Annotated in this window: 18 protein-coding genes and 1 rRNA gene; 15 read left to right on the top strand and 4 right to left on the bottom strand. The window is 38.6% G+C overall.

What is annotated here, in order from left to right; genetic code table 11:
- Positions 1-114 precede the first annotated feature (114 nt).
- From rrf to rseB, 11 genes are all read left to right on the top strand, one after another.
- Positions 115-230: ribosomal RNA gene (gene rrf / locus AC6H22_RS06640) — 5S ribosomal RNA — on the top strand.
- 181 nt (positions 231-411) lie between these two features.
- Positions 412-921 (top strand): peptide deformylase, encoded by a 510-nt coding sequence (gene def, locus AC6H22_RS06635; protein WP_005627576.1) that lies wholly within the window; start codon positions 412-414, stop codon positions 919-921.
- A 75-nt stretch (positions 922-996) separates the two neighbouring features.
- The gene (gene fmt, locus AC6H22_RS06630) at positions 997-1,953 is read left to right on the top strand and encodes a methionyl-tRNA formyltransferase (RefSeq protein ID WP_046952808.1); all 957 of its coding nucleotides are present in this window, start codon (positions 997-999) and stop codon (positions 1,951-1,953) included.
- Complete coding sequence (gene rsmB / locus AC6H22_RS06625) at positions 1,953-3,305, top strand: 16S rRNA (cytosine(967)-C(5))-methyltransferase RsmB (RefSeq protein ID WP_118817226.1); 1,353 nt, start codon at positions 1,953-1,955, stop codon at positions 3,303-3,305. Before fmt ends, rsmB begins: the two co-directional genes overlap by 1 nt.
- Positions 3,306-3,313: 8 nt before the next feature.
- Positions 3,314-4,117: a glycosyltransferase family 2 protein gene (locus tag AC6H22_RS06620; RefSeq protein WP_005627588.1), complete on the top strand. Its 804-nt coding sequence runs from the start codon at positions 3,314-3,316 to the stop codon at positions 4,115-4,117.
- A gap of 3 nt (positions 4,118-4,120) precedes the next feature.
- Positions 4,121-5,497, top strand: coding sequence for a Trk system potassium transporter TrkA (trkA, locus tag AC6H22_RS06615; protein ID WP_118817225.1), 1,377 nt, complete (start codon positions 4,121-4,123; stop codon positions 5,495-5,497).
- A gap of 73 nt (positions 5,498-5,570) precedes the next feature.
- A complete protein-coding gene (mscL, locus tag AC6H22_RS06610; RefSeq protein ID WP_005627591.1) occupies positions 5,571-5,957 on the top strand; it encodes a large-conductance mechanosensitive channel protein MscL in 387 nt (128 codons plus the stop codon).
- 94 nt (positions 5,958-6,051) lie between these two features.
- Positions 6,052-6,309 (top strand): FAD assembly factor SdhE, encoded by a 258-nt coding sequence (locus tag AC6H22_RS06605; RefSeq protein WP_005627593.1) that lies wholly within the window; start codon positions 6,052-6,054, stop codon positions 6,307-6,309.
- A gap of 108 nt (positions 6,310-6,417) precedes the next feature.
- The gene (gene rpoE / locus AC6H22_RS06600; RefSeq protein ID WP_005627595.1) at positions 6,418-6,996 is read left to right on the top strand and encodes an RNA polymerase sigma factor RpoE; all 579 of its coding nucleotides are present in this window, start codon (positions 6,418-6,420) and stop codon (positions 6,994-6,996) included.
- Between the two features lie 17 nt (positions 6,997-7,013).
- The gene (locus AC6H22_RS06595; RefSeq protein WP_005627596.1) at positions 7,014-7,601 is read left to right on the top strand and encodes a sigma-E factor negative regulatory protein; all 588 of its coding nucleotides are present in this window, start codon (positions 7,014-7,016) and stop codon (positions 7,599-7,601) included.
- Between the two features lie 85 nt (positions 7,602-7,686).
- Positions 7,687-8,634, top strand: a complete 948-nt coding sequence (rseB, locus tag AC6H22_RS06590) for a sigma-E factor regulatory protein RseB (RefSeq protein ID WP_005627597.1) — start codon at positions 7,687-7,689, stop codon at positions 8,632-8,634.
- 40 nt (positions 8,635-8,674) lie between these two features.
- Here rseB and AC6H22_RS06585 read toward each other — a convergent pair whose 3' ends face one another.
- The 4 genes from AC6H22_RS06585 to rsmA form a co-directional block, all read right to left on the bottom strand.
- Entirely contained in the window at positions 8,675-10,009 is a 1,335-nt protein-coding gene (locus tag AC6H22_RS06585) for an NAD(P)/FAD-dependent oxidoreductase (protein WP_005627599.1), read from the bottom strand.
- A gap of 102 nt (positions 10,010-10,111) precedes the next feature.
- On the bottom strand, positions 10,112-10,735 hold the full coding sequence (locus tag AC6H22_RS06580; RefSeq protein WP_005627601.1) for a glucose-6-phosphate 1-dehydrogenase family protein: 624 nt from the start codon (positions 10,733-10,735) through the stop codon (positions 10,112-10,114).
- A gap of 9 nt (positions 10,736-10,744) precedes the next feature.
- Positions 10,745-11,572 (bottom strand): bis(5'-nucleosyl)-tetraphosphatase (symmetrical) ApaH, encoded by an 828-nt coding sequence (apaH, locus tag AC6H22_RS06575; RefSeq protein WP_005627602.1) that lies wholly within the window; start codon positions 11,570-11,572, stop codon positions 10,745-10,747.
- A 15-nt stretch (positions 11,573-11,587) separates the two neighbouring features.
- Positions 11,588-12,451: a 16S rRNA (adenine(1518)-N(6)/adenine(1519)-N(6))-dimethyltransferase RsmA gene (gene rsmA, locus AC6H22_RS06570; RefSeq protein WP_005627603.1), complete on the bottom strand. Its 864-nt coding sequence runs from the start codon at positions 12,449-12,451 to the stop codon at positions 11,588-11,590.
- Positions 12,452-12,656: 205 nt separating this feature from the next.
- Here rsmA and infA point away from each other — a divergent pair, with 205 nt between their 5' ends.
- From infA to rpsR, 4 genes are all read left to right on the top strand, one after another.
- On the top strand, positions 12,657-12,875 hold the full coding sequence (gene infA / locus AC6H22_RS06565; RefSeq protein ID WP_005627617.1) for a translation initiation factor IF-1: 219 nt from the start codon (positions 12,657-12,659) through the stop codon (positions 12,873-12,875).
- A 202-nt stretch (positions 12,876-13,077) separates the two neighbouring features.
- Positions 13,078-13,455, top strand: a complete 378-nt coding sequence (rpsF, locus tag AC6H22_RS06560) for a 30S ribosomal protein S6 (RefSeq protein WP_497515547.1) — start codon at positions 13,078-13,080, stop codon at positions 13,453-13,455.
- Positions 13,442-13,768, top strand: a complete 327-nt coding sequence (gene priB, locus AC6H22_RS06555) for a primosomal replication protein N (RefSeq protein WP_005627623.1) — start codon at positions 13,442-13,444, stop codon at positions 13,766-13,768. The genes rpsF and priB overlap by 14 nt, the downstream gene beginning before the upstream one ends.
- Before the next feature lie 11 nt (positions 13,769-13,779).
- Positions 13,780-14,007, top strand: coding sequence for a 30S ribosomal protein S18 (rpsR, locus tag AC6H22_RS06550; RefSeq protein ID WP_005598105.1), 228 nt, complete (start codon positions 13,780-13,782; stop codon positions 14,005-14,007).

Below are 14,007 nucleotides of genomic sequence, written 5' to 3'. Positions count from 1 at the left end.
CGCTCAAGTGTTTTTGGAAAACAGAGTGAAAGAAAAAGAAATTAACTAAACGTTCAGCTTGTGGCCAATGAAGAACATAGATAGAATTTAAAATAAACGTTATCAAAGAATTATCCTGGCGGCGATAGTGCGGTGGAACCACCTGACACCATACCGAACTCAGAAGTGAAACGCTGTAATGCCGATGGTAGTGTGGGGCTTCCCCATGTGAGAGTAGGGCACCGCCAGGTTACCAAATACTTATCTAAGTTAAATTAAATAAAAAAGAAGAACCCCGTGTCGAAAGATATGGGGTTTTTGTTTTTTGGTTTAACAAAATCAGTTTAGATAAAGTTTATATTTATTAGTGAGAAAAATACGCACTAGTGCTACAATCCCGCTAAAATTCTACCATTAAAAACAAGAGAAATTATGACCGCACTTAATGTATTAATTTATCCTGATGATCACTTAAAGGTTGTTTGTGAGCCTGTTAGTGAAGTTAATGATGCAATTCGTAAGATTGTTGATGATATGTTTGATACGATGTATCAAGAGGAAGGTATTGGTTTAGCTGCACCTCAAGTAGATATTTTGCAACGTATTATTACTATTGATGTTGAAGGTGATAAAAAAAATCAGCTTGTCTTGATTAATCCTGAAATTTTGGCTTCTGAAGGAGAAACGGGAATTGAAGAGGGGTGTTTATCCATTCCAGGGTTCCGTGCGTTGGTTCCTCGTAAAGAAAAAGTGAAAGTGAGAGCGTTAGATCGTGATGGTAAAGAATTTACTTTAGATGCGGATGGCTTGCTTGCGATCTGTATTCAACACGAGATCGATCACCTTAACGGAATTTTATTTGTTGATTATCTTTCTCCACTTAAACGCCAACGTATTAAAGAAAAATTGGTGAAATATAAAAAACAAATTGCGAAACAATAAGCTTCTGATTCTTAATTAAAGTGCGGTTGATTTTAACCGCATTTTTTACTATCAATTACCATAACGTAGAACATTATGAAATCACTTAATATTATTTTTGCTGGTACGCCAGATTTTGCTGCACAGCATTTACAAGCCATTCTAAATTCTCAACATAATGTGATCGCTGTTTATACTCAACCTGATAAACCAGCTGGTCGCGGTAAAAAACTACAAGCAAGTCCTGTCAAGCAACTTGCTGAGCAAAATAACATTCCCGTTTATCAACCTAAATCTTTACGTAAAGAAGAGGCGCAGTCTGAACTAAAAGCGTTAAATGCAGATGTAATGGTTGTTGTGGCTTATGGATTAATTTTACCGAAAGCTGTATTAGATGCCCCTCGTTTAGGTTGTTTGAATGTGCATGGTTCTATTCTTCCACGTTGGCGAGGTGCAGCACCCATTCAGCGCTCAATTTGGGCTGGTGATGCACAAACTGGTGTAACCATTATGCAAATGGATGAAGGTTTAGATACAGGTGATATGTTACACAAAGTCTATTGTGATATTTTACCGACTGAAACTTCAACAAGTCTTTATAACAAACTGGCGGAGCTTGCTCCATCAGCATTAATCGATGTTTTAGATAATCTTGAAAACGGTAAATTTATAGCCGAAAAACAAGATGACAGCCAAAGTAATTATGCAGAAAAACTTTCTAAAGAAGAGGCTCAATTAGATTGGACACTTCCTGCAATGCAACTTGAGCGTAATATTCGTGCTTTTAATCCTTGGCCGATTGCTTATTTTTCAACGGAAGATAAGGATGGCAATGCACAAACTTTAAAAGTGTATCAAGCGGAAGTATTGCCTCATCAAGATAAACCAGCGGGAACTATTTTGAGTGCGGATAAAAATGGCATTCAAATTGCGACTGTCGATGGCGTCTTAAACTTATTGCAATTACAACCTGCAGGTAAAAAGCCTATGTCTGCACAAGATTTATTAAATGGTCGTGCAGAATGGTTTACTATTGGTAAGGTGCTTGCATAATGAAAAAATTCTCTTCTAAAACTATCAAAGCAAAAAACTCAGTAAAAATGACCGCACTTTCGACTAGGGCTATTGCAGCAAACTTAATTTTGCAAGTATTAGATGAAGGTAAATCCTTGTCGGTGTTAATTCCAGAAGTGCAACTTTCTGTAAAAGCTCAAGATTTGCCCTTACTACAAGAAATTTGTTTTGGCGTGTGTCGCGTATTGCCTCGCTTAGAGCAAATTATCAAACGTCTTGTGGATAAGCCGCTTAAAGGTAAAACTCGCATTGTTCATTGCCTGTTACTTGTGGGATTATACCAATTGCTTTATATGCGAGTGCCTGCTCATGCGGCAGTTGATGAAGTTGTGAACGCAACAAAATCATTAAAATCTGATAGTTTTAGAGGATTAGTGAATGCGGTTTTGCGTAGATTTTTACGTGAGCAAGATGAAATTTTGGCAATTATCGATAAAAATTGGCAAACGTTTCACCCTGAATGGTTCGTGAATAAATTAAAAAAAGCCTATCCGAATTGGCGTGAGATCATTGAGGCGAACAATCAGAAACCACCAATGTGGCTACGAGTGAATTCACAAAAAAACGCCCTCGAAACTTACCGCACTTTACTTGAAGAACAAGGTATTTCTGCAAAAACAAGTCACCATTCTAACGCGCTATGTTTAGATATACCGATTGCTGTGCAAAAATTACCGCACTTTGAAGAAGGGGCAGTTACGGTGCAAGATTTGAGTGCTCAATGGGCGGCAACGTTGCTTGAGCCAAAAAATGAGGAATGGATCCTCGATGCTTGTGCGGCACCGGGTGGTAAGACAACTCATATCTTGGAATTGGCACCTCAAGCTAATGTGATTGCATTAGATGTAGAATCTCATCGCTTAAAACGAGTAGAAGAAAATCTTGAACGTTTAAATCAGCAAGCGATAGTGGTGTGTGGTGATGCGAGTCAACCTGACGAATGTTTAGCTGAAATCGGTAAAAGTGTGGTGAAATTTGACCGAATTTTACTTGATGCACCTTGTTCTGCAACAGGAGTGATTCGACGCCACCCCGATATAAAATGGTTACGTAAAGAAAGCGATATCGCTCAGCTCGTTGAATTACAGAAGAAAATCCTGAGTGCGCTTTGGGAAAAACTGAAGCCAAGCGGTGTTTTGCTTTATGCTACTTGTTCTGTACTGCCAGAAGAAAATTGCGAACAAATCCAAGCATTTTTAAATGCTCACGCGGATGCGGAGTTATTGTCATTACCTTTTGGTGATGATAAAAGTGCGGTGGGTTTTCAATTTATTCCGCAACCAAATAGTGGCGATGGGTTCTATTATGCGAAGTTATGTAAACGTGCTTAGAGGCTAAAATGTTTGCCAATATTGATGTCATTATTCCTTGCTATAATGCAGAACAAACGCTATCTCGCGCAGTGCAATCTGTATTGTCTCAAACTTATTTAGGGAAAATTTGGTTGGTTGATGATGGTTCTAAAGATAGCACGTTAGCTTTAGCGCAAGAATGGGCTGCGCAATATCCAGAAAAGATAGTTGTCGAGTCTATGTCGAGAAATAGCGGAGTGGCGAAAGCGCGCAATTGGGGCGCTTTGCAATCAAGTAATGAATTTATTGCTTTTTTAGACGCTGATGATGTTTATGAACAGGGCGCATTAGAAGTTGCCGCGGCGACTTTTCATTTTCAACCAGATACCTCAGTGGTACGTTTAGCATTAAAACCAATTGATTTGCCCACGCGTTACGCTGAACATCCTAATTTTGAGTTTGCATGGCAACATATGCGAATGACCTGTGGTGGGAGCGTGGTTTTTCGTCGAGCCTTTTTCTTGGCATGTGGTGGTTTCCCACAAGATGACTTATTTCGTCAATTAGGCGGTGAAGATGGTGCTCTTGGTATTGCGACAACTAAGATAGCTAAAGTTGCAACGCTATTTAATGATGTTGGCGTACTTCATTACTGCAGAGATGGAATGCATGCAGAACGGCTATTGGATGCGATTTTATTCCAAAAAGCGCCAGAGGAGATTACTGAAGAACAAATGACGCAGGCTAATGGCGTGACAGATGAAATTTGTCGTCAAATTAACGCATTAAAGTGCGGTCTAAATTCATCAGAAATAGGCATTCGTCCTCTTGTATTAGAACGAACGGAGTAAACGATGAAAATTATTATTTTGGGCGCAGGTCAGGTAGGAACAACGCTTGCCGAAAATTTGGTTAGTGAAGATAACGATATCACACTCGTTGATAACGAGTCCCCACAGTTACAAGCCTTACAAGAAAAGCATGATTTGCGAGTTGTGCAAGGCTCGCCATCATCACCAAAAGTGCTTCGAGATGCAGGTGCGGCCGATGCCGATTTAATGGTTGCCGTAACAGCCTCTGATGAAATCAATATGGTAGCCTGCCAAATGGGTTATACATTATTTAATACACCAACTCGTATTGCCCGTATTCGTAATTCAGAATATTTGCGTGAAAAAGATAAGTTATTCAATGATGAGAATGTACCTATTGATCATTTGATTTCGCCTGAAAATCTTGTGACAGATGAAATTACACGCTTAATTGCTTATCCAGGGGCATTACAAGTTGCCTATTTTGCTAATAATCGTATTAGCATGGTTGTGGTAAGAGCTTATTATGGTGGTCCTTTGGTTGGATATGCGCTTTCCGCATTTCGTGAACATATGCCACATATTGATTGTCGTATTATGTCTATTTTACGTAACGGTAAACCGATTCGCCCGCAGGGGTCTACTATTGTTGAAGCCGGTGATGAAATTACTTTTATTTGTGCAACTGAGCACATAAAAGCAGTAATGAGTGAAATTCAACGCTTAGAAAAACCTTATAAACGCGTAATGATTGTTGGTGGCGGAAATGTTGCCGCTGGCGTAGCGAAATGTTTGGAAAATATTTGTACCGTAAAATTAATTGAGCGTGATGAAGAACGGGCTAATTTGTTAGCTGAAAAACTTTCAAAAACCTTGGTTTTTTATGGTGATGCGTCTGATCAAAATTTATTGTTTGAAGAACATATTGAAAATGTCGATGTGTTCCTTTCATTGAGTAGTGATGATGAGGCGAATATTATGTCCGCTTTATTGGCAAAACGTTTGGGTGCCAAGAAGGCAATGGTGCTGATTCAACGAATTGCTTATATAAATCTGATTCAAGGTGGAAGTATTGATATTGTGGTTTCACCGCAGCAAGCAACAATTTCTGCTTTGCTTGGTCATGTTCGTAAAGGGGATGTAAAAAATGTGGCTACATTACGACATGGTATTGCTGAAGCCATTGAAATTGTAGCGCATGGTGATGAAAGCACCTCCAATGTGGTCGGGCGCAAAATAGGTGACTTGCGTTTGCCTATGGGGACAATTATTGGTGCTTTATTGCGTGGTAATGATGTAATTGTTGCACGACGCCAAGTTGTGATTGAAGAAGGAGATCATGTGGTGATTTATTTGAGTGATAAGAAGAATGTGCCTGAAATTGAAAAATTGTTCCAGCCAAGTGCATTCTTCATTTAACGATTTATTTACTTTTAAGAGCGACTCATTATAATAGGCGCTCTTTTATTCAATCTCTAAAGGAAAAATTATTATGAGTTTTATTAAAGAATTTCGCGAATTTGCAATGCGCGGTAATGTTGTAGATATGGCTGTCGGTGTGATTATCGGCGGTGCGTTTGGTAAGATCGTAAGTTCACTTGTTAGTGATATTTTTATGCCTGTGCTTGGTATTTTAACGGGTGGCATTGATTTCAAAGATATGAAATTTGTATTAGCTCAAGCACAAGGCGATGTTCCAGCTGTTACTTTAAACTACGGTGTGTTTATTCAGAATGTGATCGATTTCATTATTATTGCTTTTGCAATCTTTATGATGATTAAGGCACTTAATAAAGTGAGAAAACCAGAAGAGAAAAAATCAGGTCCTACATCGGAAGATTTGCTCACAGAAATTCGTGATTTATTAAAGAATAAATAATGAAATTGAAAAATAAAGGTTGGTAAATATGCCAACCTTTTTTTATTGTTATTTTTTAGGCTATAATCGCTCCCTAAAATTTAAGGAATTAAAAATGGAAAAATATAATAAACTCCGTATTGAATGGGATTGCCGCCGAGGAATGTTGGAGTTGGATAAAATCATTATGCCTTTTTATTTGAAGCATTTTGATGAATTAACAGATGACAAAAAAGATATATTTATTCGTTTATTAGCAAGTACAGATCTGCAGCTATTTTCTTGGTTTTTTAATCGTGACCAATCATCAGATTCAGAAATTCAATCTATGGTGGAATATATCCAAAACGTACAAAAAATCACAACTAATTAAAATTATTACGATACGTATGAACTTTTTTCACACACTTGTGTCTGAGATTGCAACAAGAGCTTGCTGTCTTGAATATTAAGGCGTGTTAGATATTGGCATAGGAGAAATATGGCTGAACAGCTAACAGATCAGGCTTTGGTAGAAAGAGTGCAGCAAGGGGATAAGAAAGCCTTCAATTTGTTGGTTTCTCGTTATCAGAATAAAGTGGCGGGGCTTTTGACTCGCTATGTATCACGTAACGATATTCCTGATGTGGTGCAAGAATCCTTTATAAAGGCTTATCGCTCAATTGAATCTTTTCGTGGCGAAAGTGCTTTCTATACATGGCTTTATCGAATTGCCGTCAATACGGCAAAAAATTATTTAACGGCTCAAGGGCGTCGTCCACCTAATGAAGATATTTTAGCTGAGGATGCTGAAAATTATGATGTGGGTACGCACTTGAGGGATGTAGATACACCCGAAAATGAGATGTTATCTAGTGAACTTGAACGAATCGTGTTTAGTACGATTCACAGTTTGCCAGAAGATTTAAAAACAGCAATCACCTTGCGAGAGCTAGAAGGCTTAAGCTATGAAGAGATTGCAGAAATTATGGATTGCCCTGTTGGTACTGTTCGTTCTCGTATTTTCCGCGCAAGGGAAATTATTGAGAATAAAATTCAGCCACTGATGCAACGCGAATAAAAATGTCGGAGTTTACTATGCAAAAAGAGCAACTTTCAGCCTATATGGATGGCGAACAAGTCGAGGCTGGCTTGACAGATGCTTTATTGAAAGACAAAGAATTACAAGAATCTTGGCAGGCATTCCATGCTGTACGTGCAGTGATGCGTAAAGAAAGTGCTTTGTTTCTAGGGGCTGATTTTACCACTAAAATGGCAGGTTTAATTGAATCTGAAGAAGTGAAGAAAGTCGATGTCATTGCCGTGTCTCAACCTGAACCAGAAGATGCACATAATTCTGCATTTATGCAAAAATTAAAAGCCTTCTTTGCGCCAATGACACAAGTTGCTGTTGCTGCTGGTGTATGTTTGGTGGCGGTACTTGGTGTTCAATCTTTCAATAATAAAAACGATGCCTCTAATTTACCTGAGACACCAGTATTACAAACCTTGCCATTTAATAATGCGGTTCAAGAGGTTAGCTATAATGCGCCGAGTAAAGATACATTGACATCAAATCAGCTTGAACAAAAAAGTCGCCGTATTGGTGCAATGTTACAGAACTATGAATTACAACGTCGTATGCATGCCGATGCATTAAATGTAAGCAGTAATAGTCAGAAATAATACGATTAGTTCAGTTAGTTTATGTTAATTCACCACCTAATATGTTATTTAGCGTGGTGAATTTTTATCCTTTAAATTTATTTTTATGAAAAAAATCGCGTTAAAATTTACCGCACTTTCTCTTTCTTTACTATTAAGTAGCATTGCTTCTGCTGAAGCTCTTTCTGCAAAGCAGTCTTTAGATAAAATGACACAAGCATTGGATAATCTCAATTATGAAATTGCCTTTGTTCAAACAACTCCATCAAATATGGATTCCTTTCGCTATCGTCATATTAAGAAAGATAATAAAACTTATGCGCAATTAGTGACGCTTGATGGGCGTCAACAAGAAATTATTCAACGTGATAATTTAGTCAGTTATTTTCAGCCAAATACTCAAGCATTTACGCTTAATAGTGGCAATATCGTCGATGCAATGCCGGCAGTTGTTCGTGCTGATTTTGATAAACTTTCTTCAGCTTATGATTTTATAAAATTAGGCAAAGATCGAGTGGCTGGGCGTTTTGCTGACACGATCCGTATCGTCCCTAAAGATGATTTCCGATATCAGTATTTAGTGTTTGTCGATGAAGAAAATGGTTTATTATTACGTGGCGATATGCTTGATAGTGAAGGTAAATTACTTGATCAGTTTAGAGTTGTGACGCTTTATATCGACGATAGACTAAGAGGGTTGACGGAGTATATTAACAAAGTCTCAATGCCTCCTTTGTTGAAAGAAAGTAAAAATGAACAAAGTTCAGATACAACTTGGTCTGCAGGTTGGTTGCCACAAGGTTTTTCTTTAATTCGATATACTCAAGAAACATTAGAAAATGAAGTGATAGATAGTGCGCTATATAGCGATGGTTTGTTCACTTTTACGCTATTTGTTTCTAATGCTGGTTCTAATGTATTACCTGAAAATACTTGGAAACAAGGGGCCTATACGATTTATAGTGAAGTGAGTAGCGGAAAAGAAATTACGTTTATCGGGCAATTGCCAATAGCAGCAGCTAAGCGTATTGTACAAGAAGTTAAATTTCGATAAGAAGTGCGGTGATTTTTCACCGCACTTTTGTTTTTAAAGATTAGTGTAATTTTAATCTTGGTTTTAAATAACGATTAAGTTTATCAACCAGAATAATCAATCCAATTTTAATGCAACCATGTAAAGCATGTTGGTGCATTCTATACAAAGATACATAGGCAAATTGTGCAAATTTACCCTGAACGGTAAGGGGATTTTTCCCAAATTTATTTGAAATACTGCCTAATGCAGTAAAGCTCGAAAGAGAAACCAAGGTGCCTTTATCGTTATATTTAAATGCTTTTAATGGTTTTTGCTCAAAAAGTGCAAAGATATTTTTTGCACAAGCTTTTGCCATTTGATGTGCGGCTTGAGCTCTTGGCGGGACTAATTTACCGTTTGCCTGCGTTAATGCTGCACAGTCACCAATGGCAAAAATACTGTCATCAACGGTTGTTTGAAGCGTGTCTTTTACCACTAATTGATTGATTCGATTGAGTTCTAATCCATCGAATTGCTGTGTCACTGTTGAAGTGCGAACGCCTGCGGCCCAAACGATGAGATCTGCTTTAATTTCTTCTCCATCTCTGGTGATAAGGGTATTTGGTTGAGCTTCGGTGATCATTGTATTTAATTTCACGTTCGAGCCCATTTCTTGTAACTCGTCTAATACCGCAGCGGATAAATCTTCGGGTAGTGCTGGCAGTAAGCGAGGTCCCGCTTCAACGAGAGTGACTTGTAAACATGAGTTATCAATTTTGCCATAGCCGTAAGAAGATAAATCTTCCGTGGCATGATAAAGCTCCGCAGTTAATTCCACACCAGTAGCACCACCGCCAACAATCGCAATATTGACTTTGCTTTCATCCACTAATTTCTGTTTAAATTCTTCTTCACCAATATCGTCTAATACACGGTTTTCAGAGAATTTAAGGAATAATTCCAACATTCTTTGTTGGAAGCGAAGTGCTTGATCAGAGCTGTCTAAGAAAATACAGTTATCAGCCACGCCTTTTGTATTGAAATCGTTCGATTTACTACCGATCGCAATCACTAAGTAATCATAAGGAATACGGCGCGCAACCACGAGCATATCGCCTTCTTGCCCATAAACGGGGGCAAGTTCAACATATTTTTGCTCACGATTAATACGTGTGATTGAGCCTTGCTCAAAGCTAAAATGGTGGTTTTTACCGTGTGCACGATAGCTCAGAGAATCTGTACCATCATCCATCACACCTGTGGCAATTTCATGTAATAAGGGTTTCCACAAGTGGGTCGCATTGCGATCCACAAGCGTCACTTTAGCTTGTTTTTTGCGACCTAATTTGTCGCCTAAAAATGTCGCTAATTCAATGCCGCCAGCGCCACCGCCAATGATCACGACGTTTTTCATAAAGCTCTCCTAAAAAGAAAAATTGTTAAAAATGTTAAACTAATGTAATAATAGCATAACAAATAAACAAGACGAAAAAATTTAATGGAAATTGACCGCACTTTATTGATGACAGCGATCGTAAAGCGGTTTCAATTGTTGAATAGTTTTTGTGATAAATGAAACGGGATCAATTTGATGAAGTTCAGCTTTTTCAATGCTTTTTCCAATACACCAAAAATCCTCATCTGAACGCAAGAGAAGATCTTTTTCAGAAATGCTCTTCACTTGGCGAAAATCATCATATTCGCTTTCATCTTCTCGCCAAATATCAAAATCAGCAAATTGTTTGAAATCAAATTGATCAAGCCACTGATTATATTGTTGCACATTAATTTGTGAGCGATCAGCACGATAGCAATGCCAATCTAAACATACTCTTAGTCGGCGACGATTTAATAGTACAGAAAAGATTGCTGCAGAATTTTGGTTAAACTCGTATTTAAAATAAGCGAAGAAATGTGCGCGTACCTGCCAACCATTGGTCCAACTTTCAATATGTGGTTTTGCAAAAGGCATGCCAAGTTGCTTTGTGACTTCTTGAATAATCGCTTTCCAGTTATCCCAATGTAATTTGTAATCAGCTTTAATTGCTGGAATATCTTCCGGACAGAATTTTTTCATTTGGGCGAATTGGTAGAAAGGAATATTGAACAGTTCGCAAGATTCAGCCGTAAGCGAGAGCATAGCGTTTCCTTAAAAATCACTGTAATTTTTGACCGCACTTTGTGTGAAGAACTGTTTGTCTTCCCAGCGCAACATAGTCATTCGATTATTCCACACGCATCCCGTATCTAGTGCATAAATACCTTGTGGTGTAGGCTCATCTACTAAACTTGCCCAATGTCCAAATACAATGGGAATTTGTTTATAAAGTGGATTATCTAAATTAAACCAAGGCGTGAGCTCAGTTGGCGCATCTTTTAAAGGGGATTTACAGGTAAAATCAAAGCGATGATCTAAATAGCAAAAACGCATTCGAGTAAAAGCATTAATAATGTAACGATGACGCGCTAAGCCCTGTAAATCTGGCGACCAGCGATCAGGCTGTTCAGAATACATATTTTCAATGAGATAATGAAAATCGCCGTGCTGTAAAATCTGTTCAACTTCAGCTGCACAAGATTTCGCAGTTTCCAAATCCCAATCAGGCGAAATACCAGCATGTGCCATCAGGAAGTTTAACTTTTCATTATGTACAAGTAATGGCTGATGACGTAACCAGTAAATGAGATCATCAAAATCGGGTGCATTAAAAATGGCATCGACACGATCACGCGGTTTTACTTTTTTAATACCCAGTGCGGTCGCAATTAAATGTAAATCGTGATTCCCTAGTACGGTTTGCGCCGCATTACCAAGTGATTTTACGAAACGAAGACATTCAAGTGATTTATCCCCACGCGCTACAAGATCCCCCACAAGATAAAGTTTATCTTGCGTAGGGGTGAAATCTACACATTCTAATAAAAGCTGTAATTCATCATAACAGCCTTGTAAATCACCGACGAAATAGGTTGCCATTTTTGACCGCTCTTTTTACTCTTCTGAATCTAAGATTTCATCTTTATTAATATCAGCTGGAGGATTATCCGCTAACCAGTTCGCTAAGCGTGCATAATCTGCGATAGCTAAATTTTCTGCACGTGCATTTAAATCAATACCAAGTGCGGTTAGATTTTCAGGTGAAAATAATGTTGAGAGTGCATTGCGCAGCGTTTTACGGCGTTGATTGAACGCTTGGGAGCAAACAAGGTTCAACCAATATAAATCTTTTACAGGGTGCGGCAATTCTTTATGAGGAATTAAACGTACAACGGCTGAATCCACTTTCGGTGCAGGTTTAAATGCAGAAGGTGGCACTTCAAGTACAGGCATCACTTGGCAGAAATATTGCGCCATAATAGTTAAGCGGCCGTAAGCTTTGCTATTTGGTCCAGCACATAAGCGTTTGACCACTTCTTTTTGCAGCATGAAGTGCATATCTTGAATCACATCATGATACTTAAACAAGTGGAACATCAATGGGGTGGAAATGTTGTAAGGCAAGTTACCAAATACACGTAATTTTTGCCCTTTTTCTGCTAAATTCTCTTTTGTATAAAGCTCACCAAAATCAAATTGCATCGCATCCGTTTCAATAACGGTGAGCTTTTGATGTAAAAATGGATGGTGACGTAAACGTTCAGCAAGGTCTCGGTCAAGCTCTACCACAGTCAGATGATCGACAAGTTCACCAACAGGCTCTGTTAATGCACCAAGTCCCGGACCAATTTCCACTAAGAATTGATTAGGTTGTGGGTAAATCGCTGCCACGATACCTTGAATTACAGAAGTATCATGCAAAAAGTTTTGACCAAAGCGTTTACGAGCCGTATGGCCTAAGTGTTTTTTTGAATTCATAAGTACTATTTAATAAGAAAAGTACGGTTATTATAGGGCTTGTTTTGGCTTTGTAAATCATTGTTAACTTATGCCAAGTTGAGTTTTTTATGAACAATATTATTTTTTCTTTCGTAGAAAGCTAAAAACGGCTATAATCCGTCAGTTTTTCTTAACTTTTCCGCCTAAAGTGCGGATAAAAAATCGATTATTTTTAGAGGATACAATGGCGAAAGAAGATTGCATTGAAATGCAAGGCACAATTTTAGAGACTTTACCGAATACTATGTTCCGCGTGGAGTTGGAAAACGGTCACGTGGTTACTGCGCATATTTCTGGAAAAATGCGTAAAAACTATATCCGTATTTTGACTGGGGATAAAGTGACTGTAGAAATGACCCCTTATGATTTAAGTAAAGGTCGTATTATTTTCCGCAGTCGTTAATCACAGAAGATTTGAGATAGGCCGATATTGTTATAATAATATCGGCCTTCTTTTTTTGTTCAAAAAGAACTCAAACTGGTTGCGGAACGTAAAAAAATCGGTATAATCCGCAACCCTTAGCCACATTGAATTTTTCGTTCCTTGCCTTTGCAGATTGGTGGCTGATCTACGTCAAAGGCTGATTAACCCGTAAGGAGCAGTAATGCGTCACTACGAAATCGTGTTTATGGTTCATCCGGACCAAAGCGAGCAAGTACCAGGTATGATCGAACGTTACACCGGTTCTGTAAAAGAAGCTGGTGGTCAAGTTCATCGCCTAGAAGATTGGGGTCGTCGCCAATTAGCGTACCCAATTAATAAATTACACAAAGCACACTATGTGCTTATGAATGTAGAAGCGCCTCAACAAGTCATCGACGAGCTAGAAACGACTTTCCGTTATAACGATGCTGTATTACGCAGTCTTGTTATCCATACTAAGCGCGCCGTAACAGAAGCGTCCCCAATGAAAGCGGCTAAAGAAGAACGTAAACCTTTAGCTGAAGTTGAAAACAACGATTTTGAGGATGCTGAAGAGTAATTCAAAACTTGATAATCGCTTCTCGTTAATCGGCACAGTGTGTCAATTACCCAAGCGAAGCAAAAGCCCTAACGGGATTGCGCATTGCCAATTTTGGCTAGAACATCGTTCCGAACAAGTCGAAAGTGGTTTATCACGCCAAGCGTGGTTAAAGATGCCAGTTCAGGTCAGTGGCAATCAGTTAATAGAAAAAACTCAAAGCATTACGGTCGGCAGTAAACTTCTTGTGGTGGGGTTTATTACTTCACATAAAACCTCAAATGGTTTAACGCAGTTAGTATTGCATGCCGAGCAAATCGAATTTATAGATTAGGAGACAGCCAAATGGCACGTTATTTCCGTCGTCGTAAGTTCTGCCGTTTCACAGCGGAAAATGTTGTTGAAATCGATTACAAAGATATCGCTACATTAAAGAACTATATTTCAGAAAGCGGCAAAATTGTACCTAGCCGTATTACCGGTACTCGTGCGAAGTACCAACGTCAATTAGCTCGTGCAATCAAGCGCGCTCGCTATTTAGCGTTACTTCCATACACTGACAATCATCAGTAA

Source organism: Haemophilus sp. THUN1690 (genome assembly GCF_059704375.1).
The sequence above is the reverse complement of the archived record's forward strand: the minus strand, read 5'-3'. Positions and strand labels throughout refer to the sequence as shown.

Bases quoted from the DNA above. Each gene is read 5' to 3' on its own strand.
- def (WP_005627576.1), top strand. From the start codon at position 412: ATGACCGCACTTAATGTATTAATTTATCCTGATGATCACTTAAAGGTT.
- fmt (WP_046952808.1), top strand. From the start codon at position 997: ATGAAATCACTTAATATTATTTTTGCTGGTACGCCAGATTTTGCTGCA.
- rsmB (WP_118817226.1), top strand. From the start codon at position 1,953: ATGAAAAAATTCTCTTCTAAAACTATCAAAGCAAAAAACTCAGTAAAA.
- AC6H22_RS06620 (WP_005627588.1), top strand. From the start codon at position 3,314: ATGTTTGCCAATATTGATGTCATTATTCCTTGCTATAATGCAGAACAA.
- trkA (WP_118817225.1), top strand. From the start codon at position 4,121: ATGAAAATTATTATTTTGGGCGCAGGTCAGGTAGGAACAACGCTTGCC.
- mscL (WP_005627591.1), top strand. From the start codon at position 5,571: ATGAGTTTTATTAAAGAATTTCGCGAATTTGCAATGCGCGGTAATGTT.
- AC6H22_RS06605 (WP_005627593.1), top strand. From the start codon at position 6,052: ATGGAAAAATATAATAAACTCCGTATTGAATGGGATTGCCGCCGAGGA.
- rpoE (WP_005627595.1), top strand. From the start codon at position 6,418: ATGGCTGAACAGCTAACAGATCAGGCTTTGGTAGAAAGAGTGCAGCAA.
- AC6H22_RS06595 (WP_005627596.1), top strand. From the start codon at position 7,014: ATGCAAAAAGAGCAACTTTCAGCCTATATGGATGGCGAACAAGTCGAG.
- rseB (WP_005627597.1), top strand. From the start codon at position 7,687: ATGAAAAAAATCGCGTTAAAATTTACCGCACTTTCTCTTTCTTTACTA.
- AC6H22_RS06585 (WP_005627599.1), bottom strand. From the start codon at position 10,009: ATGAAAAACGTCGTGATCATTGGCGGTGGCGCTGGCGGCATTGAATTA.
- AC6H22_RS06580 (WP_005627601.1), bottom strand. From the start codon at position 10,735: ATGCTCTCGCTTACGGCTGAATCTTGCGAACTGTTCAATATTCCTTTC.
- apaH (WP_005627602.1), bottom strand. From the start codon at position 11,572: ATGGCAACCTATTTCGTCGGTGATTTACAAGGCTGTTATGATGAATTA.
- rsmA (WP_005627603.1), bottom strand. From the start codon at position 12,451: ATGAATTCAAAAAAACACTTAGGCCATACGGCTCGTAAACGCTTTGGT.
- infA (WP_005627617.1), top strand. From the start codon at position 12,657: ATGGCGAAAGAAGATTGCATTGAAATGCAAGGCACAATTTTAGAGACT.
- rpsF (WP_497515547.1), top strand. From the start codon at position 13,078: ATGCGTCACTACGAAATCGTGTTTATGGTTCATCCGGACCAAAGCGAG.
- priB (WP_005627623.1), top strand. From the start codon at position 13,442: ATGCTGAAGAGTAATTCAAAACTTGATAATCGCTTCTCGTTAATCGGC.
- rpsR (WP_005598105.1), top strand. From the start codon at position 13,780: ATGGCACGTTATTTCCGTCGTCGTAAGTTCTGCCGTTTCACAGCGGAA.